This is a genomic window from Streptomyces sp. NBC_00310 (assembly GCF_036208085.1).
Classification (GTDB): domain Bacteria; phylum Actinomycetota; class Actinomycetes; order Streptomycetales; family Streptomycetaceae; genus Streptomyces.
This window is the reverse complement of sequence record NZ_CP130714.1, coordinates 10,030,203-10,053,613: the sequence shown is the minus strand read 5'-3', so window position 1 is coordinate 10,053,613 and position 23,411 is coordinate 10,030,203. Positions and strand designations below refer to the sequence as shown.

At 73.4% G+C, this 23,411-nt stretch carries 21 protein-coding genes; 14 read left to right on the top strand and 7 right to left on the bottom strand.

The annotated features are described in order from the left end of the window. Window positions 1-98: 98 nt before the first annotated feature. On the top strand, window positions 99-1,358 hold the full coding sequence (locus OG202_RS43890; RefSeq protein WP_327726482.1) for an SLC13 family permease: 1,260 nt from the start codon (window positions 99-101) through the stop codon (window positions 1,356-1,358). Between the two features lie 37 nt (window positions 1,359-1,395). On the opposite strand, the gene OG202_RS43885 is transcribed toward OG202_RS43890, so the two are convergent. After that, window positions 1,396-2,385, bottom strand: coding sequence for a helix-turn-helix domain-containing protein (locus OG202_RS43885; RefSeq protein ID WP_327726483.1), 990 nt, complete (start codon window positions 2,383-2,385; stop codon window positions 1,396-1,398). Between the two features lie 64 nt (window positions 2,386-2,449). Between OG202_RS43885 and OG202_RS43880 the strand changes: the two genes are divergently transcribed. Beyond that, window positions 2,450-3,244, top strand: coding sequence for a phytanoyl-CoA dioxygenase family protein (locus OG202_RS43880; RefSeq protein ID WP_326574129.1), 795 nt, complete (start codon window positions 2,450-2,452; stop codon window positions 3,242-3,244). 19 nt (window positions 3,245-3,263) lie between these two features. Here the strand turns inward: OG202_RS43880 and OG202_RS43875 are convergent, their stop codons facing one another. Together OG202_RS43875 and OG202_RS43870 are read right to left on the bottom strand one after the other, a co-directional pair. Further along, window positions 3,264-3,929: a response regulator transcription factor gene (locus tag OG202_RS43875; protein ID WP_326574130.1), complete on the bottom strand. Its 666-nt coding sequence runs from the start codon at window positions 3,927-3,929 to the stop codon at window positions 3,264-3,266. Further along, entirely contained in the window at window positions 3,926-4,567 is a 642-nt protein-coding gene (locus tag OG202_RS43870; RefSeq protein WP_327726484.1) for a sensor histidine kinase, read from the bottom strand. The genes OG202_RS43875 and OG202_RS43870 overlap by 4 nt, the downstream gene beginning before the upstream one ends. Before the next feature lie 112 nt (window positions 4,568-4,679). Here OG202_RS43870 and OG202_RS43865 point away from each other — a divergent pair, with 112 nt between their 5' ends. The 4 genes from OG202_RS43865 (at window position 4,680) to OG202_RS43850 (ending at window position 10,134) form a co-directional block, all read left to right on the top strand. After that, window positions 4,680-7,442 carry a helix-turn-helix transcriptional regulator gene (locus tag OG202_RS43865; RefSeq protein WP_327726485.1) on the top strand — a complete coding sequence of 921 codons (2,763 nt, stop codon included), beginning with the start codon at window positions 4,680-4,682 and terminating at the stop codon, window positions 7,440-7,442. A gap of 141 nt (window positions 7,443-7,583) precedes the next feature. Continuing rightward, on the top strand, window positions 7,584-8,408 hold the full coding sequence (locus OG202_RS43860) for an alpha/beta fold hydrolase (protein WP_327726486.1): 825 nt from the start codon (window positions 7,584-7,586) through the stop codon (window positions 8,406-8,408). A 73-nt stretch (window positions 8,409-8,481) separates the two neighbouring features. Further along, on the top strand, window positions 8,482-9,279 hold the full coding sequence (locus OG202_RS43855) for an alpha/beta hydrolase (protein ID WP_327726487.1): 798 nt from the start codon (window positions 8,482-8,484) through the stop codon (window positions 9,277-9,279). A 63-nt stretch (window positions 9,280-9,342) separates the two neighbouring features. After that, window positions 9,343-10,134, top strand: a complete 792-nt coding sequence (locus OG202_RS43850; protein WP_327726488.1) for an MBL fold metallo-hydrolase — start codon at window positions 9,343-9,345, stop codon at window positions 10,132-10,134. On the opposite strand, the gene OG202_RS43845 is transcribed toward OG202_RS43850, so the two are convergent. Next, window positions 10,124-10,714, bottom strand: coding sequence for a flavoprotein (locus OG202_RS43845; protein ID WP_327726489.1), 591 nt, complete (start codon window positions 10,712-10,714; stop codon window positions 10,124-10,126). The two genes, OG202_RS43850 and OG202_RS43845, sit on opposite strands and share 11 nt — an antisense overlap. Before the next feature lie 35 nt (window positions 10,715-10,749). After that, window positions 10,750-11,766, bottom strand: a complete 1,017-nt coding sequence (locus tag OG202_RS43840) for a helix-turn-helix transcriptional regulator (protein ID WP_328224548.1) — start codon at window positions 11,764-11,766, stop codon at window positions 10,750-10,752. Window positions 11,767-12,003: 237 nt separating this feature from the next. On the opposite strand from OG202_RS43840, the gene OG202_RS43835 reads away from it, so the two are divergent. The 4 genes from OG202_RS43835 (at window position 12,004) to OG202_RS43820 (ending at window position 17,913) form a co-directional block, all read left to right on the top strand. Then, the gene (locus OG202_RS43835; RefSeq protein WP_328224547.1) at window positions 12,004-13,041 is read left to right on the top strand and encodes a sugar ABC transporter substrate-binding protein; all 1,038 of its coding nucleotides are present in this window, start codon (window positions 12,004-12,006) and stop codon (window positions 13,039-13,041) included. Between the two features lie 9 nt (window positions 13,042-13,050). Continuing rightward, a complete protein-coding gene (locus OG202_RS43830; protein ID WP_328224546.1) occupies window positions 13,051-15,042 on the top strand; it encodes a sugar ABC transporter ATP-binding protein in 1,992 nt (663 codons plus the stop codon). Further along, the gene (locus tag OG202_RS43825) at window positions 15,039-16,031 is read left to right on the top strand and encodes an ABC transporter permease (protein WP_326574140.1); all 993 of its coding nucleotides are present in this window, start codon (window positions 15,039-15,041) and stop codon (window positions 16,029-16,031) included. Before OG202_RS43830 ends, OG202_RS43825 begins: the two co-directional genes overlap by 4 nt. Window positions 16,032-16,215: 184 nt before the next feature. After that, complete coding sequence (locus tag OG202_RS43820; protein ID WP_328224545.1) at window positions 16,216-17,913, top strand: amidohydrolase; 1,698 nt, start codon at window positions 16,216-16,218, stop codon at window positions 17,911-17,913. Window positions 17,914-18,007: 94 nt separating this feature from the next. Here OG202_RS43820 and OG202_RS43815 read toward each other — a convergent pair whose 3' ends face one another. Continuing rightward, on the bottom strand, window positions 18,008-18,949 hold the full coding sequence (locus OG202_RS43815) for an LLM class flavin-dependent oxidoreductase (protein ID WP_327726495.1): 942 nt from the start codon (window positions 18,947-18,949) through the stop codon (window positions 18,008-18,010). Between the two features lie 132 nt (window positions 18,950-19,081). On the opposite strand from OG202_RS43815, the gene OG202_RS43810 reads away from it, so the two are divergent. The 3 genes from OG202_RS43810 to OG202_RS43800 all read left to right on the top strand — a co-directional run bounded on the left by OG202_RS43810 (window position 19,082) and on the right by OG202_RS43800 (window position 21,113). Continuing rightward, window positions 19,082-19,654: a MarR family winged helix-turn-helix transcriptional regulator gene (locus OG202_RS43810; protein WP_327726496.1), complete on the top strand. Its 573-nt coding sequence runs from the start codon at window positions 19,082-19,084 to the stop codon at window positions 19,652-19,654. 258 nt (window positions 19,655-19,912) lie between these two features. Then, window positions 19,913-20,560, top strand: a complete 648-nt coding sequence (locus OG202_RS43805; RefSeq protein WP_327726497.1) for a LysE family transporter — start codon at window positions 19,913-19,915, stop codon at window positions 20,558-20,560. 106 nt (window positions 20,561-20,666) lie between these two features. After that, window positions 20,667-21,113, top strand: a complete 447-nt coding sequence (locus OG202_RS43800; RefSeq protein WP_326574145.1) for a nitroreductase family deazaflavin-dependent oxidoreductase — start codon at window positions 20,667-20,669, stop codon at window positions 21,111-21,113. A gap of 99 nt (window positions 21,114-21,212) precedes the next feature. Here the strand turns inward: OG202_RS43800 and OG202_RS43795 are convergent, their stop codons facing one another. Continuing rightward, the gene (locus OG202_RS43795) at window positions 21,213-22,262 is read right to left on the bottom strand and encodes a cation diffusion facilitator family transporter (RefSeq protein WP_327726498.1); all 1,050 of its coding nucleotides are present in this window, start codon (window positions 22,260-22,262) and stop codon (window positions 21,213-21,215) included. Window positions 22,263-22,366: 104 nt separating this feature from the next. On the opposite strand from OG202_RS43795, the gene OG202_RS43790 reads away from it, so the two are divergent. After that, entirely contained in the window at window positions 22,367-23,383 is a 1,017-nt protein-coding gene (locus tag OG202_RS43790; protein WP_326574147.1) for a glutathione S-transferase family protein, read from the top strand. Window positions 23,384-23,411 lie beyond the last annotated feature (28 nt).

Sequence of the window (23,411 nt, the reverse complement as noted above, 5' to 3'; positions counted from 1 at the left end):
GGCCTCACCGTAGGGCCGCACGCGCGTTCGTCGACGGGCCGGGGGCAGTTGTAGGGTGCACCGGTCTCCGCGCCCCCGAACGTCCCGAAAGTCCCGCCGTGAACACCGCCCTCGCCGAGGTCCTGTCCGTCGTCCTGCTCGTCGTCGTCCTCGGCTGCGCGGTCGCCCGCCCGTTCGGACTGCCGGAGGCGGTGGTCGCCGTACCGGCCGCCGGGATCGCCGTCGCGGCCGGTGCCGTCTCCCTGGACCACGCCCGTGCCGAGGCCGAACTGCTGGGCCCGGTGCTCGGGTTCCTCGCCGCCGTGCTCGTGCTGGCCAGGCTCTGCGACGACGAGGGGCTCTTCCAGGCGTGCGGGGCGTGGATGGCGCGCGCCTCGGCGGGGCGGCCCCGGCACCTGCTGGGCTCGACGTTCGCGCTGGCCTCCGGCATCACGGCGGTGCTCAGCCTGGACGCGACGGTCGTGCTGCTCACGCCGGTGGTGTTCGCGACCGTGGCCCGGCTGGGCGCCCGCCCCAAGCCGCATGTGTACGCCACCGCGCACCTGTCGAACACGGCCTCGCTGCTGCTGCCCGTGTCCAACCTCACCAACCTGCTGGCGTTCACCGCGAGCGGGCTGACCTTCACACGGTTCGCGCTGCTGATGGCGGCGCCGTGGGCGGTGGCCGTGGCCGCCGAGTACCTGGTGTTCCGCCGGTTCTTCGCGGCCGATCTGGACGCCGGGGCACCGTCTGCCGAGGAGCCGGCCGAGGCGCCCGAGCTGCCGATGTTCGCGCTGGTCACCGTCCTGTGCACGCTCGCGGGGTTCGTGGTGACGTCCGCGCTCGGGATCGAGCCCGTGTGGGCGGCGCTGGCCGGGGCCGTGGTGCTGTCGGTCCGCGCGCTCGTCCGCCGCACCACGAGCCCGGGCGCGCTGTTCCGGTCGGTCTCCCTGCCCTTCCTCGCGTTCGTGCTGGCGCTGGGCGTCGTGGTGCGCGCGGTGGTCGACAACGGCCTCGCCGACGCGCTCGGCCGCGTGATGCCGTCGGGCACCGGCCTGCTCGCCCTCCTCGGCGTCGCCGCCCTCGCCGCGCTCCTCTCCAACGTCATCAACAACCTGCCCGCGGTCCTCGTCCTGATCCCGGCGGCCGCCCCGCTCGGCACGGGCGCCGTCCTCGCCGTACTCCTCGGCGTCAACATCGGCCCGAACCTCACCTACGCCGGTTCCCTGGCCACCCTGCTCTGGCGCCGGATCGTCCACCAGCACGACCACGACGTGGACCTGGGCGAGTTCACCCGCCTCGGCCTGCTCACCGTCCCGGCGGCGCTGGTCTCCTCGGTGGTGGCGCTGTGGCTGTCGCTGCTCGCCTTCGGGGGCTGAGACGACCACGCGCGAGGGGCTACGAGGGAGGTGACCGTCAGTCGTCGTCCCGCAGCCCCTGTCGGTACTCCCCCGGCGGCACCCCGTAGCGCTGTCGGAACACCCGGCTGAAGTGGAACGGGCTGCCGAACCCGGAGGCGGCGGCCACTCGTTCGACGGGCAGTTCGGTGGCCTCCAGGAGCCGGGCGGCGTGGAGCAGGCGGGCGTGGCGGAGGGCACGCATCGGGGAGTGGCCCAGTTGCTCGGTGAACAGGTGTGCGAAGCGGGACGGGGAGAGGGAGACGCGCTCGGCGAGGGAGCGCACCGTGTGCGGGGCTCCGGGGTCGGCGGCGATCAGGTCCTCCGCCCGGCGGATCCTCGGATCCGCCCCCGACCGGCGCGGCTCGGCCCGGGCGGCGGTGAGCAGCACGACCTCCTCCAGGGAGCAGAGGGCGAGTTCGCGGGCGGCGGTGCCGTGCGCCACGGCGACCTCACCGCCGAGCGGGACGGCCCCGGGCTTCGACGTCTCCGGCCCGGCGGGAGCGGCCGCCGACCGCGTGTCCTCGGCGCCCACCGAGGCGGTGACAGGCGTCGGCGGTGTGCCCTCACCGGTCCAGCGGGCGTCGGCGAGCATCCGGCGGAAGGCCGCGTCGACGCGTGCACGGACGCCGCCGGGGGCCGACGGCACGGCGTACAGCCGGTCCGCGGTCTCGTACGGGCGCAGCCAGGCCGTCCAGGACGCCCGGGCCTGGCAGTGCACCCACCAGAACGCCCAGTGCCCGGCGCCGGGGCGGACCGCGTAGCGCTGCGGCACACCCGGGCCGAGGACCACCAGGTCGCCGGGGGCGGCCGGCGTCGCGGCCGTGCCCTGCCGCAGCAGTCCCCCGCCGCCCGTGGTCCAGGTGAACAGCCAGCTGTCCGCGCCGCGCGGCCGGTGCACGGCGTACGGCGGCCGCTGGTCGAAGCGTCCGATGATCACCTGGCCGGGCGGCGGCGACGGATCCGCGGGCGCAGCAGTTCCAGGCAGGTCGTCAGCATGCACAGGCATCCTCCCCAAAGGGTCGCGGACCTAGCGTGAGGCACGTAGGACGACGGCGGAAAGGGATGCGCGGATGGCAGCCACAGACAAGGTGCGGTTCGAGGAGAACGGCTATCTGGTGGTGCGGGGACTGTTCTCGCCCGCCGAGATCGAGGAACTGTGCGACCGGTTCTCGGCCCTGCGGGAGGGCGGCCCGATCCCGGGGCACTTCCAGCCCCGCCCGCCCACGGCGGACGCGCCGGCCGACCCGCTGCACGTCCATCCCCGCGTCATGCACCCCCATCGCATCGACGACCTCTCGCTGCGGGTGCTCCTCGACGCACGGCTGCGGGACATCCTCGAAGGGCTGCTCGGGGAGGAGGTCCTGGCCGCGCAGAGCATGTTCTACTTCAAGCCGCCGGGCGCCCGGGGGCAGGCGCTGCACCAGGACAACTTCTATCTGCGGGTCGAGCCGGGGACGTGTGTGGCCGCGTGGATCGCCTGCGATGTGATCGACCGGGACAACGGCGGTCTGGAGGTCGTGCCGGGGACGCATCGTATGGATCTGTTCTGCCCGGAGGAGGCGGACGCGGAGGTGTCCTTCGTCCGCGAGTACGTGGCGCCGCCGCCCGGCCTGACCGCCGTGCCCGTCGACATGGCCCCGGGCGACGTCCTCTTCTTCAACGGCAGCCTCGTCCACGGCTCCCAGCCCAACCGCACCGCCGACCGCTTCCGCCGCTCCTTCATCGGCCACTACGTGGGCCGCTCCACCGAACGCATCGGCCGCTACTACGAGACGCTGACGATGAGCGGCGACTCCGTGTCGCTGCCGGAGAGCGAGGGGGCGGGCCCGTGCGGCACGGAGTTCGAGCCGATGGGCGCCCACTGACGGGGGCCCCGGCCCCGGTTCAACCCAGTTCGAGCAGTCCCCGCCGGACCGCCTCGGACACCGTGCTCGCCCGGTTCTCGGTGCCGAGCTTGCGGTAGACGCGGACCAGGTGGGTCTTGATCGTGGCCTCGGCGAGATGGAGGGAGGCGGCGATGGACCGGTTGCTGTGCCCCAGCGCCAGCAGCCGTACGACCTCGATCTCCCGGTCGCTCAGGGCGGTCCCGGGGTCGGCGAGGTGACCGGCGAGGTGTCCGGCGGCCTCCGGGGCCAGTCCCATGCCGCCGGCCGCGGCGGCGCGCACGGCCCGGAACAGTTCCTCGGGCGGGCCCGCCTTGAGGATGTAGCCGCGGGCGCCGGCCGCCATCGCCCGGACGACGTCGCCCTGGGTGGCGGAGCCGGTGAGGACGACGACCCGGCTGCCGGGGGCCTCGGCGGTGATCCGCCGCGTCGCGTCGAGGCCGTTGACCCGGGCGCCGGGGGCGGTGTCGTCGGTGAGGCGGAGGTCCATCAGCACCACGTCGGGGCGGAGTCGCGTGGCGAGACCGACGGCCTCCTCACCGTCGCCGGTCTCGGCGATGACGGCGAAGCCGGGTTCACCGGTGAGGAGGGCCCGCAGGCCGGCGCGTACGACGACGTGGTAGTCCACGATCAGGACGCGCAGCGGGGTGCCGTTCGGGGCGTTCACCGGCTGCCCGCCAGGGCGAGGGCGTCCACGGGGAGGCTGGCGCGGGCGAGGGTGCCGCGGCCGGGTGCGCCGCGGACGGTGAGCGAGCCGCCGAGGGCGCCCAGGCGCTCCCGGCCGGCCGTCAGACCGAGGCCCCGGTCTCCCGGCTTCGCCGTCGCCCTCGCGGTGTCGAAGCCCACGCCGTCGTCCCGTACCTCGACGGCGACGGTTGTGTCGTCGCGGTGGTCGAGGGTGATCCAGACGTGCCGGGCGCGGGCGTGCTCGCAGGCGTTGGCCAGCAGGCCCTGGGCGACGCGGAGCAGGGCGGCGGCCCGGTCGCTGGGCAGGGCGCCCGGCTCGCCCTCGGTGCGGAACACCACCCGCGAGGGCGTGGCCGTGGTGCGGGCGCAGAGGATGCGCAGCGCGGTACCGAGGTCGTCGTGCTCCAGGGCGGGCGGGGTGAGGTCGCTGATGATGGTGCGGGTCTCGGCGAGGTTGGCGCCGAGCGCGTCCACGACCGCACGGACCTGGGTCCTGGCGAGGTCGGGGCGGCGGTCCCAGTCGCGGTCGGCGGCCTGGAGGAGCATGCGGCTGCCGGCGCGTTCCTGGGCGAGCGTGTACCCCGTCCCCGCACCCCGTCCCCGCGCCTCATCCGTCACGGATCGATCACCCCGTACCGCTCTCGCCCGATGCCCGCGTGCGCCGGGGCGCGCGCTGATTGAATGAGGCGGCTCCACCAAAACCTCATACGGCCTTCACAGGAGGCCCCCGTTGAAGGGCGTCGGCGTGGTTCTCAAGGGGCGGGTCAGCGAACGTGAGCGGCTCAACCGGCTGGTGGCGGAGGTACGGCAGGGGCTGAGCGGGGTCGTGCTGCTGCGGGGCGACGCCGGGATCGGCAAGACCGCACTGCTCGATCACGCGGGCCGGGAGGCCGCCGATCTGCGGGTGTTACGGGTGGCGGGCGTGGAGTCGGAGTCGGGCTTCCCGTTCGCCGCGTTGCAGCGGCTCCTCGCGTCGTTCCTGGACGGGCTGAAGGAGCCCGGTGTGCTGCCGGCGTCGCAGGCCGAGGCACTCCGGGTGGCGTGCGGGCTGGCCGACGGGCCGCCCGCCGACCGGTTCCTGGTCGGGCTCGCGACGCTGACGCTTCTCGCGGAGGCCGCGAAACAGCGGCCGGTGCTGGTCTGCGCCGACGACGCGCAGTGGCTCGACGACGAGTCGCTGGGCGTCCTCGCCTTCGTGGGGCGGCGGGTGCACGCCGAGGGGGTCGGGCTGCTGTTCGCGGCCCGGACCGGGTTCGAGGCGCCCGCGGGCCTGCCGGTCACCGAGGTCGCCGGTCTTGAGGAGCCGTTCGCCCTGGAACTGCTGCGGGAAGCCGTCGCCGGGCCGCTGGACGCCCGGGTGGGCGCGCGGATCGTGGCCGCGACCGCCGGGAACCCGCTGGCGCTGGCCGACCTGGGGCAGGAGCTCACCGCCGACCAGCTGTCCGGCTCGCTCGCCCTGCCCGAACCGCTGCCCGTGGGCGGCCGGCTGGAGGCGCACTACCTCCGGCGGGTGCGCGAGCTGCCGGAGGCGGCACAGACCTGGCTGCTGCTGGCCTCGACCGCACCCGGCGGCGACGTCGGGTACGTCACGAGCGCGGCGCGGCTGCTCGGGATCGGGCCCGAGGACTCGGGTCCCGCCGAGGCGGCAGGGCTGGTGGTGCTGCGCACGGCCGCCGAGTTCCGGCATCCGCTGGTGCGGTCGGCGGTGTACGGCGGTGCCACCAGCGTGGAGCGGCGGCGGGCCCACCGGGCGCTGGCCGAGGTGACGGACCGGCCGGCCGACTCCGACCGGCGGGCCTGGCATCTGGCGGCGGCCGCCCTCGGGCCGGACGAGGCGGTGGCCGCCGAGGTGGAGCGCTCGGCCGACCGGGCGGGCTCCCGGGGCGGCTACGCGGCCCGCGCCACCTTCCTCGGCCGGGCCGCCGAGCTGACCCCGGGAGAAGTCGCCCGGGCCGGCCGGCTGCTGGCGGCGGCCGAGGCCGCGCTGTCGGCGGGGGCCCCGCTCCAGGCGGAGTCGCTGCTGGACGCGATCGACGTCGGGCTTCTCGGCGATGTCGGCCGGGGCCGGGCCCTGCTGGTGCGCGCCCACGCCGTCACGCTCCTCGGTGACGCGGGCTCGTTCGCCGCGGCGCCCGCGTTGTGTCTGCGCGCCGCGCGGGCCCTCGCCGACGGGGCGCCGGAGCTGGCCCGGGAGGCGCTGCTGCGGGCGGTCGACCGGGCGATCACCGCCGAGCACCTCATGCGGGACACGACTGTCGCCGACATCGCCCGTGCCGTGGACGACCTGCTGCCCCGCACGACGCCCGCGACCGGCGTCGACGTGGTGCTGCGCGCCTTCGCCGTCCTCGTCACCGACGGCTACGAGCGGGCCGTGCCCCATATGCGGCGGGCCCACGAGATGCTGCGGGACCCGCGGACCTCGGACGAGGACGTGCTGCGCGCCTATCTGCCCACCACCACTCTGACGATGATGCTGTGGGAAGAGGAGGCCCAGCGCGCGGTCATGCGCCGGGCCGCCGACGTCGCCCGCGGCACGGGCGCCCTGTCGCAGCTGGACACCGCCCTGTACTGCTCGGTGATGCACGAGACGAACCTCGGCGAACTGACCCTCGCGGACGAGCTGCACGCCCAGGGCCACCAGATACGGGCCGCGATCGGCGCCACCGACGACATGTGGGAGCTCTACCGGCACCCCGAGCTGCTCGCCTGGCACGCGGACGCCGAGGAGCTGGAGTCGGTCCTGCGCGGCTCGATGGAGGCCGGTACCTGGCTGGGCAACGGCGCGGTGGAGTCCATCGCCCGTATAGGCATGGCGGTCCTCGCGCTCGGCGCCGGCGACTACTCCCGGGCCCGCGCGATCACCCAGGAGCTGACCGGCCACGACGTGTTCGCCTACCATTCCCGGCTCCTCCCCCACCTGGTCGAGGCGGCCGTCCGCTGCGGCGACCGTGTCCTCGCGACGGCCACCCTGCGGACCCTCGCCTCGCGGGCGACGGCCACCGGCACCCCGTGGGCGCTCGGCCTGCTGGCACGCTGCCGGGCCCTGCTCGCGCCCGCGGGCGACGCCGACGCGCTGTACCGCGAGGCGATCGCCCTGCTCTCCGGCAGCGGCGCCCGCGCCGATCTCGCCGTCGCCCATCTGCTGTACGGCGAGTGGCTGCGCCGTCGCAAGCGCCGCAAGGACGCCCGTGAGCAGCTGCGTACGGCCCTGGCCCTGTTCGACGGCATGGGCGCCAAGGGCTACGCGGCGCGCACCGCGCAGGAGTTGGCGGCGACCGGCGAGCATCCGCGACGCGGTGCGGCGGGGGCGGGCAGCGCGCTCACCCCGCAGGAGCTGACCATCGCCCGGCTCGCCAAGGACGGCGCGACCAACGCCGAGATCGCCGCCCGGCTGTTCATCAGCGCGAGCACGGTCGACTACCACCTGCGGAAGATCTTCCGGAAGCTCGACGTCACCTCACGGCGGCAGCTGTCGCGGGTACCGAAGCTCTGAGGCCGCTGTGGCGGGGTGGGGAGCCGCGGCATAGCGTCGACGCACGGCCCGTGTCATGACTACGCGTTCCACGGGATTCGGCGCCGCCCCGGCCCGCCGGAGGATGCACGGGTCGGACACGCCCGCAGACGGGAGCACCCCATGCCGTACGTCACCGCAGCAGACGGGGCACGGATCCACTACAAGGACTGGGGTCAGGGCCGCCCGGTCGTGCTGAGTCACGGCTGGCCACTGAACTCCGACAGCTGGGAGGCGCAGCAGCTGTTCCTGGCCACGCACGGGTTCCGTGTCGTCGCGCACGACCGGCGCGGTCACGGCCGGTCCACCCAGACCTGGCACGGCAACGAGATGAACACCTACGCCGACGACCTTGCCATGCTGATCGACACCCTCGACCTGCGGGACGTCACGCTCGTCGGGTTCTCCACCGGCGGCGGCGAGGTGACCCGCTACATCGGCCGGCACGGCACCGGGCGCATCGCGCAGCTGGTGCTGGTCTCCGCCGTACCCCCGTTCATGCTCAGGACCGACGACAACCCCGGCGGCGTCCCCGTCGAGGTGTTCGACGCGATCCGCGCCGGGTCGCTCGCCGACCGGTCGCAGCTGTACCGGGACCTCGCCGACGGCCCGTTCTTCGGCAACAACCGGCCCGGGGCCGATGTGTCGCAGGGAGCGCGGGACTCGTTCTGGCTCCAGGGCATGCACTCCGGGCACCGGAACGCGTACGAATGCGTCGCGGCCTTCTCCGCGACCGACTTCCGCCCCGATCTCGACGCCGTCGACGTGCCCGCCCTCGTCATCCACGGCGACGACGACCAGGTCGTGCCGATCGAGGTGGGCGGCAAGCCGTCGGCGGCCCGGATCAAGAACGCGACGCTGAAGGTCTATCCGGGCGCCCCGCACGGCATCACGGACACGCACAAGGAGCAACTCGGCGCGGATCTGCTGGAGTTCCTCAACTCCTGAGCACACAGGCCCTGTTCGCCCTGGTCACCTCGTTCACCTCGTTCACCTCGTTCCAGCCCCTGGAAGGAAAACGATGAGCAGTCCCGACACGATCGTCCTGATCCACGGTTTCTGGGTGACACCCCGGAGCTGGGAGCACTGGATCGCCCACTACGAGAAGCGCGGCTACCGGGTCCTCGCGCCGGCCTACCCGGGCTTCGAGGTGGAGGTCGAGTCGCTCAACGCCGACACCACCCCGATCGAGAAGGTGACGGTCCCCCAGATCGTCGACAACCTGGTGACCCTCGTCCAGGGCCTCGACAAGCCGCCGGTCCTGATCGGCCACTCCGCGGGCGGCGTCTTCGTACAGCTCCTCCTCGACCGGGGCCTCGGCGCGGCGGGCGTGGCGATCAACTCGGCGCCCACCGAGGGGGTCGCCGTACTCCCCCTGACCCAGATCAAGTCGGCGTTCCCGGTGCTGAAGAACCCCGCGAACCGGCACCGCGCGGTCGGTCTCACCTTCGAGCAGTGGCACTACGCCTTCACCAACACCTTCCCGGAGGAGGAGTCGAAGGCGCTGTACGAGCGGTACGCCGTCCCCGCGTCCGGCAGCATCTTCTGGGACAGCGCCCTGGCCACCCTGCGTCCCGGCCATCAGAGCACGTACGTGAACTACCACAACGACGACCGGGCGCCCCTGCTGTTCGTCGCGGGCGAGAAGGACCATCTGATGCCGCCCAAGGTGCAGCAGTCCAACGCCAAGCACTACAAGTCGCACACGGTCACCGAGGTCAAGGAGTACCCCGGGATGCCGCATCTGCTGCCGGCCGCGCCCGGCTGGGAGGCGATCGCGGACCAGGCCCTCGACTGGGCGGTCTCGCACGCGCGGTAGCTCTCGTGCCTCGGGATGGCCGTCGGCACGGCCGTCCCGGGCCCTTCCGGAAGGGATCTCCGTATGACCGGTGTCCGTGTCACGCACATCGGCGGCCCGACCACCCTGATCGAGATCGGCGGGCTGCGCCTGCTCACCGACCCGACGTTCGACCCGCCGGGGCGCCGCTACGCCTTCGGCTGGGGCACGTCGTCCCGCAAGACGGCCGGCCCCGCGCTGTCCGCCGCCGAACTGCCCCCGGTGGACGCGGTGCTGCTCACCCACGACCACCACGGCGACAACCTCGACGACGCCGGCCGCGCCCTGCTGCCCGGCACGGAGACCGTGCTCACCACCCCGTCCGGGGCCCGGCGGCTCGGCGGCAACGCACGCGGACTCGCCCCCTGGGACACCTGGAAGCTCTCCTCCTCCGACGGTACGACCGTCGAGGTGACCGCCACCCCCGCCCGGCACGGCCCGCCCCTGTCCCGCCCCGTCGTCGGCGAGGTCACCGGATTCGCCCTCGGCTGGCCGGGCCAGCGGTACGGGGTGCTGTGGATCTCCGGCGACACGGTCCTCTTCGAGGGCGTCCGGGAGGTGGGCCGCCGCCTGACCGTGGGCACCGCCCTGCTCCACCTCGGCGGCGTCGGCTTCCCGGTCACCGGCCCGCTCCGCTACACGATGACCGCCGCCGAGGCCGTGAGCGTCTGCCGGCTGCTCCGTCCCCGTACCGTCGTGCCGGTGCACTACGAAGGGTGGAGTCACTTCCGCGAGGCCCGCGCGGCGGCCGAGCGGACGCTCTCCGAGGCTCCGGCCGCCGTGCGCGACGTCTTCCGCTGGCTGCCGATGGGGACGGCGACGGAGCTCAGCGTGTGAGGGCCGTCCCCTCGTCGTCGCCCGCCTCCAGCAGGTCCAGCGCCCGTTCCCAGTGGAACGTCTTGCGCCCGCCGTCCTCCTCGACCCCGCCGGCGTACGGATCGCCGAACCGGACGCCCATGCCGCGCAGCCGCTCCAGGCTCGCGCCGTACGCCGGGTGGGCGGCGAGCGCGTCGGCCACACAGGGCAGGACGGCGATCGGGACGCCGAGGCCGTACGCCTCGCACAGGGTGCCCAGGGCGAGAGTGTCGGCGGTGCCGGCGGCCCACTTGTTGACGGTGTTGAAGGTGGCGGGCGCCACCACGACGGCGTCCGGCGGCGGGAACGGGCGCGGGTCGCCCGGTGACCGCCAGGCGGAGCGGATCGGGCGGCCGGTCCGCGCCTCGATCGCGGCCGTGTCGAAGAAGCCGCCCATGGCGACGGGGGTCGCGATGACCCCGACCTCCCAGCCGCGCTCCTGGGCGGCCGTGATCAGCTTGCCGACCTCCACGGCGATCCCGGCGGCGCAGACGACGACGTAGAGGAAGGGCCTCCCGCCCTGTCCGGGCCCGGCTCCGGTCGCTTCTCCAGTCGCAGTCACCGTCGAACCCTATAGAACGGGGCTCGGCCTCCGGGTCACCTCTCGACGAAGCGTTCGACGTCCGCGGCGGTCGGCCGGAGCAGTCCGTCGCGTACGGCGAGGGCCGTGGCCTCGGCGCGGGAGGCGGCGCCGGTCTTGCGCAGCAGGTGCTCGACGTGGGTGTGCACGGTGCGCGGGGACAGGAACAGCGCCTGGGCGATGGCCTGGTTCGTCTGACCGGTGGCCGCCCGGGTGAGCACCTCCAGTTCGCGCGGGCTGAGGCCGTACGGCAGCGGGGCGGGCGTCTCGTGTACGAGGACCGCCCGGCGTACGACGGCCGTGCCGAGGGTGTGGCGGCGGACGGTGACCCGGTACCAGTCGGGCCCGACGGGCCAGAGCAGGCGCAGCCGGCTGCCGTGCGAGTCGGCGAAGGCACGCAGGACACGGTGGAACTCGGTGTCCTGGAGGACCACGGCGGGGTCCCGGCCGGGGAGTTCGAGGGTGTCGTCGGCGACGACCAGGCTCGCCCCGCCCTCCGCCGGGAGGTCGGGGAGGTCGCCCGCGTGCGCGGTGGGGTCCGCGAGGACGCCCAGGGCGGGCAGGAGGGAGGCCAGCAGGTGGCGGGTGCCGGTGTCGTAGGCGTCGGGGGTCGCGGTGGACAGGGTGATCAGGCCGACGAGGCGGCCGTGGTGGCGCAGGGCGCCCGTCACCGCGTCACGGACGCCCGCCGGGCGCATGCGCTCGGCGTAGAACCAGCCGTCGCGGTAGCGCTCGCCCGGGTCCTCGACGTCCTCGCAGATGGACGGCGGGATCTCGCTGCGCAGGACGTTGGCGTACCAGGGGGTCGACACGAACTCGGCGGCCAGGGCCTCGGAGACGTCGGCGTCGTAGCCGACGCCCGCGACCTGGACGTAGGTGCCGGTGATCGGGTCGATCTCCAGGAGGGTGGCGGCGTCGAGGGGCAGGGCGCGGCCGAGTTCGTGGAGGGCCTCGGCACAGGCGGAGGCGGTGTCGCGTTCGCGGGTGAGCATACCGATACGGGCGGCGGCCGCGATCTGGTGATGGGTGAGCATGCGAGCCTCCCGGGGCCGCCCCGAGACCGGAGAGGTCTTTTGGGCCCTAACGATAGAGGGGCTCGGATCGGTGGACAAGGCATTCACCGATCCGTGACGTACGGGCCCGCTGCCGGCCGCCCGCCGTACGCACTCGGTATTTGTACGGATGGTGGGGCGGGGCGCCGGGGTCTTTCCTGTTCGGCACAGCAGGACGCCCGCCGCTGACGGGCCCCGTCCCCCTTGGAGATCCCCGCCATGACCAGACGCCCCCTTTCCGTCACCCCGGCCTCGCGCAGGCAGTTCCTCGCGTGGTCCGCCGGAGCTATCGCCACGACCGGACTGGCCGCCACGGGCTGCAGTGCCCCGGAGAGCAGCTCCGGTTCGGCGAAGGCGGCGGGCGCGTCCCCCTCCGCGAAGAAGCTCACTCAGATCGGCCTCGACTACCCCTTCACCCAGATCCCGCTCTACAGCACCCTGGTGAAGCTCTCGACGGCGGCCGCGAAGAAGCACGACGTCAAGCTGCTGACGACGAGCGACGCGAGCAACCCCGACACCCAGGCCAGCAACCTCAACACCTGGGTCACGCGGAAGACGCAGGCGATCGTGTCGTTCCCGATGGTCTTCGAGGCCACCGAGTCGATCGCCAAGGCCGCGCTCGACGCGGGCCTGATCTGGGTGACGTACGGCGGGACACTGGAGAACCAGAGCGCCGACATCCGGTTCAGTTTCCGCGAGAGCGGCACGCTGCTGGGCGAGTCGGCCGCGAAGTGGGCCAACGACGAGCTGGGCGGGAAGGGGAAGATCGCGTTCCTGGTCGACAACACGATCGAGCTGGGCCGGGAGCGCACGAAGGGCATGATCGACGCGTTCACGAAGCTCGCGCCCGGTGTCGACGTGGTGGCGCAGGAGCAGGCCATCGACCCCGACACGGGGCTGTCGAAGTCCAACGCGCTCCTCGCCAAGCACCCCGACCTGAACATCATCCTCGGCATCACGGACGCGGCGGCGTACGGCGGGTTCAAGGCGTTGCAGCAGGCCGGGCGGAAGAACGGCGACAAGAAGACGTTCGTCGGCGGCCAGGACGGCTCGGCCCCCTCCCTCCTCGCCATCAAGCAGGGCACGTTCTACCGGGCCTCCGCCGCCCTCGCCCCGCTGGACATCGCCAACGCGATCGTCGACGTGCCGCTCGCGGTCGCCGCCGGGAAGGCGAACCCCAGCGTCGAGGTGCCGGTCAAGCTGATCCAGCGCGGCGACACGGCGGAGATCGACGCGCTGCTCGCCCAGAACGGGTAGGGCCGCGCGATGGCCGACACGAGCGACACGAGCGAAACCACCGGGACGACGGCAGCCGCCGGGACGATGGCAGCCGCTGGGGCGACAGCAGCGGCTGGGACGGCCCCGGTGGCCAATCCGCCGAATCTGCGGATCACTTCCCTGAGCAAGTCCTTCGGTGGCGTGCGGGCCCTGGACGGGGTGGACCTCACCGTGCCCGCGGGGCAGGTCCACGCGCTCCTCGGGCACAACGGCGCCGGCAAGTCCACGCTGATCAAGTGCCTCGGCGGCGCCTTCCCGCCGGACGCCGGGACGATCGAGGTGGGCGGTGTCCCGTACACCCGGCTCAGCCCGCGCGAATCGATCGCGGCCGGGGTGGCGATCATCTTCCAGACGCTGAGCGTCGTGGACTCCCTGACCGTGGCCGAGAACATCTTCCTCGGCCAGGAGTGGACCCGGTACGGCCGGATCGACCGCCGGGCCCAGGAGAGGGTGGCCGCCGAACTCCTCGACCGTGTCGCCGCGAGCTCCTCGCCCCGCGACCGGGTGGGTGAACTGCCCATGGGCCAGAAGCAGTTGGTCGAGATCGCCAAGGCCCTCAGCCGCAGCGCCTCGGTCCTGGTCCTGGACGAGCCCACGGCCGCCCTCTCCGGTACCGAGAGCGACGCCCTCGCCACCCGGGTGGAGGATCTCCGCACCCAGGGCCTCGCCATCGTCTACGTCACCCATCTCCTGGCCGAGGTCGAACGCCTCGCGGACGCGGTGACCGTGCTCCGCGACGGCCGGGTCGCCCACCATGCGGCGACAGGGGGCCACAACCGCCGGGACCTGGTGGAGGCGATCACGGGAGGACGGGGAGCGGTGTCGGCGGATGCCGCCGAGGGCCGCCTGGCCGCAGCGCGTGGCCCGGCGAACGGGCCGACGACCGACGCGGGCGCGAGCGCGGGGGCGGGGGCGGGAGGCTCTGAGTCCGGGCCTGGGGCATCGGACGCACCCTCTACGGCGGCTGCGGGCGGCCCTGGCACCGGGGCCGCGGGGGACGCGGGGGACGCGGATCCTGACGTCCCTCGTCGCGGGAAGCACAGCCACGCCGGTCATGGCGACCGCGAGGACGTTCCGTCGCCGGGGGCGGACGCCCTCCCCCGGCGGTCCGTCGAGGGAGGGCGTCCGCCCGGCCTCGACAGGCCGGCGGCACGTCCGACCGCCGCATCCGGCGCAGCCGCTGCCCGCCCCACGCCCGGTATCCCCCTCCCCGCCCGCCTCACCGTCCGAGGTCTGTGCGGCCCCGGCTTCGGCCCTGTCGACCTGACCGTCGGTGAGGGCGAGATCGTGGGGCTGTACGGGCTGATCGGATCCGGGCGGACGCGGGTGCTGGAGACGCTGTTCGGCAGGCGTCGGGCATCCGGAGGAACCGTCCGCGTCGGCGAGCGGGCCGTCTCGCCCGTCCGGCCCGCCGACGCACTCGCCGCCCGGATCGCGCTCGTGCCGGCCGACCGGCGGGCGCAGGGACTCTTCGCGGGGCTGAGCGCGCAGGACAACGTGTTGTTGCCGAGCGTGCGGACGCTCGCCCGGCGCGGGGTGCGGGCGCTCGGGGCGGAGCGGCGGGTGTTCGGCTCGCTCGCCGAGGCGGTGGGGCTGCGGCCCGCGCGCCCGGGACTGCCGGCCTCCGCGTTCTCCGGCGGCAACCAGCAGAAGCTGCTGCTCGGCCGTTGGATCAACGAAGTGCGAGCCGTCGACGTGCTGCTGCTCGACGAGCCGACCCAGGGCGTGGACGTCGGCGCCCGTCAGGAGATCTACGACGTCGTCGCCACGCTCGCCGAACAGCGCGGCACGGCCGTGCTGTTCGCCTCCAGCGACCCGGAGGAGGCGGCCGTGCTCGCCCACCGCTGTCTGATCGTCGACCGGGGCCGGATCATCGCCGAGCTCTCCGGCACCGACCTCACCGAGGAGTCCCTGCTGGCGGCCGTGCACGACGCGGGCCCGGCAGCAGAGACCGCACCGTCCCACGAAGGAGCAGCATGACCACCGTGACCGCCGCCGAGCGCGTCGTCCCCGGCCCGCGCGCGCTGGCCGCGCACGGGCTGACGACGGTGCGCCGCCATCCCCTGCTCGTCGTCCTCACCCTGCTGGTGCTGGTGTTCCAGCTGTCCACCGGCAGCTTCCTCGACGCCGGCAACCTGCGGGGGATCGCCACCGACGCGGCCGCCCTCGCGATCGTCGCCGTGCCGCTGGCCCTGCTGGTCATCAGCGGCTACCTGGATCTGTCGGTGGGCTCGACGCTGGCGCTCGGGGCCCTGACGGCGGGCTGGCTCGCGGGTGAGCAGGCCCAGTCCCCCGTGGTAGCCGTCCTCGGCGCGCTCGCCGTCGGCGCGGCGGTCGGCGCCGTGAACGGGGTGCTCTGCTGCTACCTGGGGCTGTCGCCGTTCATCGTGACGCTGGGCATGCTGGCGGCCGTACGCGGACTGGCGCAGCAGCTCTTCCCGTTGCCGCTGAGCGGGTTCGGCGACGGTTTCGCGTGGCTGGGCGGGGCTCGGATCGCGGGGATCGCGGCGCCCGTGGTCATCGCCGCCGTCGTGCTGGTCGCCGGGGCGCTGTTCCTGGCGTACACGCCGACCGGGCGGCATGTGTTCGCCATCGGGGTCAACCGGGAGGCCGCGTACCTCTCCGGCATCGACGTCCGCCGTACGCCCTTCGCGCTGTTCGTGGTCACGGGTACGGCCGCCGCGCTGGCCGGGGCGATCAAGGCGTCCGTGCTGGACAGCGTGGTCGCGGGCACCTCGGGCACGGGCTTCGAGCTGACCGTGCTCACGGCCGTGCTGCTGGGCGGGGTGGCGCTGAGCGGCGGCTCCGGTTCGGTTCTCGGGGTCCTGCTCGGCGTGCTGTTCCTGGGTTGTCTGCAGAACGGGCTGACACTGCTGAGCGTGCCGACGTTCTGGCAGCAGATGGCCCAGGGTGTGGCCCTGGTGGCGGGCGCCGCGCTCGCCTACTTCGGTCCCCGCGCGACCCGGTGACCGACAACGCGCCCGCGCCTTCGGCTCCCGCCCGTTCCCCGCTCTCCCCCTTCTCCCTTCCCTTCTCCTCCCCCACTCGTTCAGACGCCCCAGCCTCCCCTGCTCGTTCAGACGCCGCAGCCTCCCCTGCTCGTTCAGACACTCCAGCCTCCCCCGCTTGTTCAGACACCCCAGAGAGGTCCTCGTGAGCGACACTTCCCCCTCCCTCGTCCTGACCGGCGGTCAGGTCATCACCGTCGACGCCGGCTTCTCGGTCGCCGAGGGTGTGGCCGTGCGCGGCCGGGAGATCGTCGCGGTCGGCACGGACGCCGAGATGCGCGCGCTGGCCGGGCCGACGACGAGAATCGTCGAGCTGGCCGGGCGGACCGTGCTGCCGGGCATCAACGACTCGCATCTGCACGGCGCCGCGTACGGCCTGGGCAGGCCGCCGTTCGCCCTCGACGTCGGCCACCCGACGGTGGGGTCGATCGCCGACATCGCCGGGGCGGTGGGCGCGGCGGCGCGGGCCGCCGCGCCCGGCGAGTGGATCGTCGGCCTGGGCTGGGACGCCGGCTATCTCGCCGAGTGCCTCGCCGATCCGGGCCGTCTCCCGCGCCGCGCCGACCTGGACGCGGTGGCGCCCGACCACCCCGTCTGTCTGACCGACTTCTCGCAGCACATGGTGTGGGCGAACAGCGCGGCGCTGCGCCGGTGCGGGATCGACGCCGACACGAACGCGCCCGACGGCGGTGTCATCGACCGCGACGCCGACGGCCGGCCCACCGGCATCCTGCGCGAGGCCGCCGGTGTCCTGCTCCAGGCCGCTCTGCCCTCCCCCACCGTCGCCCAGCGCCGCCAGGCCATCCGCAACGTCGTCGCCGAACTCCACACGCGCGGCATCACCAGCTACACCGAGCCCGGCCTCGGCCCCGGTGGCTCCGAGACCCTGTTCGGCGGGCTGAGCACCGAGAACTGGACCGCGTACGCCGACCTGGCCGCGACCGGCGGTCTGCACGCGCGGGTCAGCGTCCTTCTCCTGCCCGCGCCGATGGGCGGCTCCGCCGACGACGTCCGCAAGGGCCTCGCCGAACTCCACCGCCCCGAGTCCGCCGACCCCCGGCTGCTGAACGCCATCGGTGTGAAGATCTTCGCCGACGGGGTGCCCCCGAACCGTACGGCCTGGATGAACGAGGCCTACCTCGACGGCGGCCACGGCTCCCTCTGCGTGCACGGGCGCACGCCCGAGCTCCAGGTCGACGAGCTGTTCGACATGATCCGTGTCGCCCACGAGGCGGGCTACCAGCTGGGCGTCCATGTGACCGGCGACCGGGCCATCGACATCGTGGTGGACGCGTTCCTGGCCGCGCAGAAGGCCGCGCCGCGCCCGGACGCCCGGCACTACGTCATCCACGGCGACTTCATCGGTGCCGACAGCCTCGGCCGACTGGCCACGCAGGGCTACGGCGTCAACATGAACCCGGCCATCAAGTGGACGATCTCCGACCTGATGGCGGAGGTCGTGGGCACGGAACGGTCGGCGTACCAGTGGCCCGCGCGCTCGGCCTTCGACGCGGGCGTCGCGGTGTGCGCCAGCTCGGACGCGCCGATCACCGAGCCCGACTGGCGGCAGGGTGTCGCCGGGATGCTGCTGCGCGAGTCGAAGGCCAGCGGCCGGGTCAGCGGACCGGAGCAGCGCGTGGAACTCGCCGAGGCGCTGCGGGCGTACACGATCAACCCCGCGCGGCAGGACTTCGCCGAGGAGTGGAAGGGGTCCGTGGAGGTGGGCAAGGTGGCCGACCTGTGTGTCCTGGACCGGCCGCTGCTGGACGTCGACCCGCGTGACATCACTCGGATCCAGGTCGACATGACGGTGTTCGACGGCGGGGTCGTCTTCGAGCGCTGAACCGGGGCACGCACGGCGGGGCCGGCGCCGCACGAGCGGCGCCGGCCCCGCCGTGCCGCCCGTCCGCCCGTCCGCCCCTCAGCCCGTCAGCCCGTCAGCCCGTCAGCGCCGTGACCCGCCGCATGACCTCCGCGCAGAAGGCGCCCACCCCGTCCGGGTCGTCGATGAACTGGTTCGGCTTGACGCAGAAGGTGGTGAACCCCTGCTCCAGCTGCTCCGGTATCGAGGCCAGGGCCGCCCCGAGGTCCGCCGGGGCGTGGTCGTCGGGGAAGACCGCCTGGGTGCCGCCGATCATCTCCAGGTCGGCGGCGTCCCGGCCGGCGGCGGCCATCGCCGCGTCGAGCGCCTTAAGGTCCTCGGGGGTCGGCCGCCCGAGCGGGTGGAAGCCGTGGCCGTACTCGACCAGCCGGCGCAGCACGGGACCGTGCAGGCGCTGTCCGCCGAACCACAGCCTCGGGCCCTCGGGGCGGTACGCCTTCGGCTCGAAGTAGACGTCGCGGAACGGGTAGTGCTCACTGTCGTGGGAGATCGGGGACGGTCCCCAGGCCTTCGCCCAGACCTCCAGGTGCTCGTCGAGGAGCCGGCCGCGCCTGCCGAAGGGCACGCCGAGCGCGTCGTACTCGTCCTTGCTCCAGCTGACCGTGGGCTGCACCAGCAGCCGTCCCTCACTGAGCAGATCGAGGGTGCCGAGTTCCCGGGCCATCAGCAGGGGGTGACGCAGCGGGGCGAGGACGGCCGCGGCGGCCAGTCGCAGGCGCTCGGTGACGGAGGCGATGGAGGCGAGGAGCAGCAGGGAGTTGGGCCAGGGGGTGTACGGGTCCTGATTGCCGGGGAGGGCGTAGTCGCGGGGATTGCCCATGATGCCGTCGACGGCGGCGTCGGGGCCGAGCACGATGTGTTCGCTGACCATGACGGAGTCGAACCCGGCGTCCTCGGCCTCGCGCGCCCACCGTACGGCGGCGTGCAGGTCGGCCCGGCCGCCGGTGAGCGTCCAGTTCTCGCTGAGGACCAGCAGCATGCGGGGGGTGGTGCTCATGGTGGATTCCCTCTTCTCCGTACAATTTGGTCCCGAATGACCGAACGACCGAATGTCCGCACGAACGACGGGCCGGGACCGGGGTGGCCGCACAGGGCCGTCCGGTCCGGCCGTGAGAGCGAAGGAGCGCCCGTGCCCGGCCAGCGATCCATCACCGAAGCCGAGAAGCTCGCCGCGGCGAAGCTGGGGGACTTCCCCATCCGCCGGGACCAGATGGCGGCGGTGGCGAACATCTACCGGGCCGCCTCGGCGGTGCGGCAGCACCTGGAGAACTCCGTACTGCGCGGCTCCGACCTGACCTGGACGGCCTTCGTGGTGCTGTGGGTGGTGTGGGTGTGGGGCGAGTCCGAGACCCGGCACGTCGCGGAGGAGGCGGGCATCTCCAAGGGCACGCTCACGGGCGTGGCGCGCACGCTGGAGTCGCGCGGGCTGGTGCGCCGGGCCGACCACCCGACGGACGGCCGACTGGTACTGCTCACCCTCACCGACGAGGGTGAGGAGCTGATGCGGCGGGTGTTCCCGGCCTTCAACGAGGAGGAGTCCTTCGTCACCGGGCAGCTCAGCGACGCGGAGTGCCGGAGTCTCGCGGAGGGGCTGCGCAGTGTCGTGCTCCAGGTCGAGGAGCACGGCGAGGAGCGCCGCCGCACCCTGCTGAACGGCGCCGCGCCGGCGCCCCGTCGCAGCGGTCGGCGCCCGAAGGCCTGACGCCCGCACGGCCGGCGGTGACCGTGTCCACCCACGCGCCACCTCCGACCCCATTTCGTTTGGATGCAAACAAAATAGGCAGGCACGGAACCATGGTCAAGAGCTGCCGGTAATTCGTTTGCGCGCGCGGAGCGCCCGGCCCCAGGATCCGCCCATGTTCCTCATCGACGCCTTCCTGCCGCTGTCCCTCGTCACCGCGTCGTCGGTGCGGGGTCAGCAGCGGCCCGGCCGACCGTGGGGGCCGACTCCGCCCCGGTCGTGACGGCCGCGCTCGTCGCGGGCCTCCTCGCCGGCTATGGCATCGCCATCCCCGTCGGAGCGGTCGCGACCTACCTCGTCTCCCTCACCGCCCGTACGTCCCCGCGCACCGGAGCCTGCGCCGCGCTCGGTGTCGCGACGGCCGACGGACTGTACGCCCTGCTCGCCACCCTCGGCGGCACCGCCCTCGCGGCCACGTTGCGACCGGTGCTGGTGCCCCTGCGCTGGGCCTCCGCCCTGGTGCTCCTCGCCCTGGCCGTACGCGGCGCGGTCACGGCCCTGCGCCGGTACCGCGCCCGGCGGCTCGCCACCCGCCCCCGGCGGGACCCGGTGAGCCCGGCACACGCCTATGTCGCCCTCCTGGGGATCACCCTCCTCAACCCCACCACGGTGGTCTACTTCGCGGCGCTCGTGCTCGGCAGCCGCGCCACCGACGCCGTGAGCGCCCTGGACCAGACGGTGTTCGTCCTTGCCGCGTTCCTCGCGTCCGCGAGCTGGCAACTGCTGCTCGCGGGCGGTGGCGCACTCCTCGGCCGGACCCTGACCGGACACCGGGGACAGCTGGTCACCGGGCTGCTGTCGAGTGCCGTGATCGCGGTGCTGGCGGTACTGGCGGTGCTCACGCCGGGGCCGGCATCCGGTGCGTGAAAGGTGTGCAAGTGCCGCGTGCGTGTGGCGCGATGAGGATGATTCCGGGAGAGGCAGGTGTTGAATGCGGGGGACAGTCTGTACGCGAGAGCAAGGGACGGTTGCCATGCCTCTTGAGGGCGAGTACGTGCCCAGCCCCACTCAGTGGGTGCGCGAGCAGGTCGAGTTGTACGAGAGCTCGGGCGGCACGCAGGGGACGACGTTGATGGACACGGGTCTGCCGGTCATCGTGCTCACGACGCGCGGCGCGAAGAGCGGGAAACTCCGCAAGACCCCGCTGATGCGGGTGGAACACGACGGGCGGTACGCGGCCGTGGCCTCGCTGGGCGGCGCGCCCACACACCCGGTCTGGTACCACAACATCAAGTCCGACCCGCGTGTGGAGCTCCAGGACGGGCCCACACGCCGGGACCTGACCGCGCGTGAGGTCACCGGGGACGAGAAGGCCGAGTGGTGGGACCGGGCGGTCGCCGCGTACCCGGCGTACGCGGACTACCAGAAGAAGACCGACCGGGAGATTCCCGTCTTCGTGCTGGAGCCGGTGGAAGGGTGAGGACCCGCCGGTCGTAGGGCGTGTCGTGGGTGCCGGGACGCTCGGAGGAATTTCTTCGACGTGTCGCGCATGATCCCTCGCGCACCGGGCACCCGAGTCTCAGGCCCCGCCGCGTTCCCCCGTCGCGGCGGGGCTTTCCCCTGTCCGCTCCCCCTGCCCCGCCTTGTCCGTCACGTCGAGGAAGATCTGGTCGGCCTCCGGGACGACGTGGGCGATGGAGCGCTTGATGCGGACGGCGACCTCCTCGACCTCCTCGCTGTCCAGGCCGGGTACGAGGTCGACGCGGGCGGCCACGAGGGTGGAGTCCAGGCCGAGTTGCATGGTGAGCAGGGCCTCGACACTGTCGATCTCGGGCTGCGCCGCCAGCAGGGAGCGGATCTTCCGGCTCGGTTCGGCGTCCGCGGCGACCCCGATGAGCTGTTCGCGGGCGTCCCGGCCCAGCCAGTAGGCGACGTACACGAGCAGCGCCCCGATCGCGAAGGAGGCGGACGCCTCCCAGATCACCTGCCCGGTCACCATGTGCAGGGCCATCCCGGCGATCGCGAGGGTCACCCCGAGCACCGCCGTGCCGTCCTCGGCGACGACCGTGCGCAGCGCCGGGTCCCGGAGTCCGCCGACGCCGCCCTGCCGGCGCACCTGGTGCAGGGCGCGCAGCAGTGAGGCGCCCTCGGACAGGAGTGCCACGCCGAGGACGGCGATGCCGACGACGTAACCGTCGTAGGACTCCTCGCTTCCGGTCGTCAGGGCGTGGAACGCCTGGTAGAAGGAGAAGCAGCCGCCCATCACGAAGATGCCGACGGCGGCGAGCAGGGACCAGAAGAAGCGCTCCTTGCCGTAGCCGAAGGGATGCCGGCTGTCGGCGGGGCGACGGCTGCGGCGCAGCGCGGCGAGGAGGAAGACCTCGTTCATGCTGTCGGCGACCGAGTGGGCGGCCTCCGAGAGCAGGGCGGGTGATCCGGCGAGGAGTCCGCCGATGGTCTTGGCGACGGCGATCACGAGGTTGGCGCCGAGGGCGACGAGGACGGTGATCCGGGTCCTGTGGTCCGCGCGTGCCTTGTCCTCCCGGTCCTCCTGACGGGTCCCCGGTCCTTCGAGAACCGCCCCGCCCTGGTCGTCCGTCGTCTCGGTGTCTGCTGATGTCCGGGTCACCTTCGCCGATTGCCCCGACCGGTCGCGCTCACACCGTGGGGGTCGCGGAAATCGGGGAACTCATCAGGGCATACGTATCCGGACGGACCGGGAGGACGGACGGCATGAGTGTCGGCGAGGGCAACGAGGCGTACGGCAGGAAGGCGTTCAAGCGGTCCCGTAGCCACTTCACGGACCGGATCACGGCCGACGGCCGGGACGGCTGGCCGGTGGAGGCGGGCCGCTACCGGCTGGTGGTCAGCCGGGCCTGCCCCTGGGCGAGCCGGGCGGTGATCTCGCGGCGGCTGCTGGGTCTGGAGGGCGCCCTGTCGATGGCCGTCACCGACCCGATCCAGGACGACCGCAGCTGGCGGTTCACGCTGGACCCGGACGACCGCGACCCGGTGCTCGGCATCCGGTTCCTGAAGGAGGCGTACGACGCACGGGAGAGCGACTACCCGGGCGGTGTCAGCGTCCCGGCGATCGTCGACGTGCCGAGCGGCGAGCTGGTCACCAACGACTACCAGCGGCTCACCCTCGACCTCGCCACCGAGTGGACGGACCTGCACCGCGAGGGCGCGCCCGACCTGTATCCGGCGGCCCTGCGCGACGAGATCGACACGGTGATGGAGGAGGTCTATCAGGACGTCAACAACGGGGTGTACCGGGCGGGCTTCGCCACGGGCCAGCAGGAGTACGAGGGGGCCTGCGCCGGGGTGTTCCGGCGGCTGGAGGCGCTGTCGGAGCGGCTGGCACGACAGCGCTATCTCGTCGGCGAGACGATCACGGAGGCGGACATCCGGCTCTTCACCACACTGGTGCGTTTCGACCCCGTCTACCACGGTCACTTCAAGTGCAACCGCTGGAAGCTGGCGGAGGACCGGGTGCTGTGGGCGTATGCCCGTGACCTCTTCCAGACCCCCGGATTCGGCGACACCGTCGACTTCGACCACATCAAGCGGCACTACTACCAGGTGCACACGGGCATCAACCCGACCGCCGTGGTGCCGCTGGGGCCCGATCTGGCGGGCTGGCTCACGCCCCACGGGCGTGAGGACCTGGGCGGCAGCCCGTTCGGCGACGGCACGGCTCCGGGGCCGGTGCCCGCGGCCGAGGTCGTGGCCCCGCAGGGTCGTCCCTGACCGGGCGACCTCACGACGTGAAGGAGGA

What these genes read in the sequence shown, in the direction of transcription:
- OG202_RS43885 (WP_327726483.1), bottom strand. Translation starts at nt 2,385, where the DNA reads ATGCCTGTGCATGCTGACGACCTGCCTGGAACTGCTGCGCCCGCGGAT.
- OG202_RS43880 (WP_326574129.1), top strand. Translation starts at nt 2,450, where the DNA reads ATGGCAGCCACAGACAAGGTGCGGTTCGAGGAGAACGGCTATCTGGTG.
- OG202_RS43860 (WP_327726486.1), top strand. Translation starts at nt 7,584, where the DNA reads ATGCCGTACGTCACCGCAGCAGACGGGGCACGGATCCACTACAAGGAC.
- OG202_RS43855 (WP_327726487.1), top strand. Translation starts at nt 8,482, where the DNA reads ATGAGCAGTCCCGACACGATCGTCCTGATCCACGGTTTCTGGGTGACA.
- OG202_RS43850 (WP_327726488.1), top strand. Translation starts at nt 9,343, where the DNA reads ATGACCGGTGTCCGTGTCACGCACATCGGCGGCCCGACCACCCTGATC.
- OG202_RS43840 (WP_328224548.1), bottom strand. Translation starts at nt 11,766, where the DNA reads ATGCTCACCCATCACCAGATCGCGGCCGCCGCCCGTATCGGTATGCTC.
- OG202_RS43835 (WP_328224547.1), top strand. Translation starts at nt 12,004, where the DNA reads ATGACCAGACGCCCCCTTTCCGTCACCCCGGCCTCGCGCAGGCAGTTC.
- OG202_RS43830 (WP_328224546.1), top strand. Translation starts at nt 13,051, where the DNA reads ATGGCCGACACGAGCGACACGAGCGAAACCACCGGGACGACGGCAGCC.
- OG202_RS43825 (WP_326574140.1), top strand. Translation starts at nt 15,039, where the DNA reads ATGACCACCGTGACCGCCGCCGAGCGCGTCGTCCCCGGCCCGCGCGCG.
- OG202_RS43815 (WP_327726495.1), bottom strand. Translation starts at nt 18,949, where the DNA reads ATGAGCACCACCCCCCGCATGCTGCTGGTCCTCAGCGAGAACTGGACG.
- OG202_RS43800 (WP_326574145.1), top strand. Translation starts at nt 20,667, where the DNA reads ATGCCTCTTGAGGGCGAGTACGTGCCCAGCCCCACTCAGTGGGTGCGC.
- OG202_RS43790 (WP_326574147.1), top strand. Translation starts at nt 22,367, where the DNA reads ATGAGTGTCGGCGAGGGCAACGAGGCGTACGGCAGGAAGGCGTTCAAG.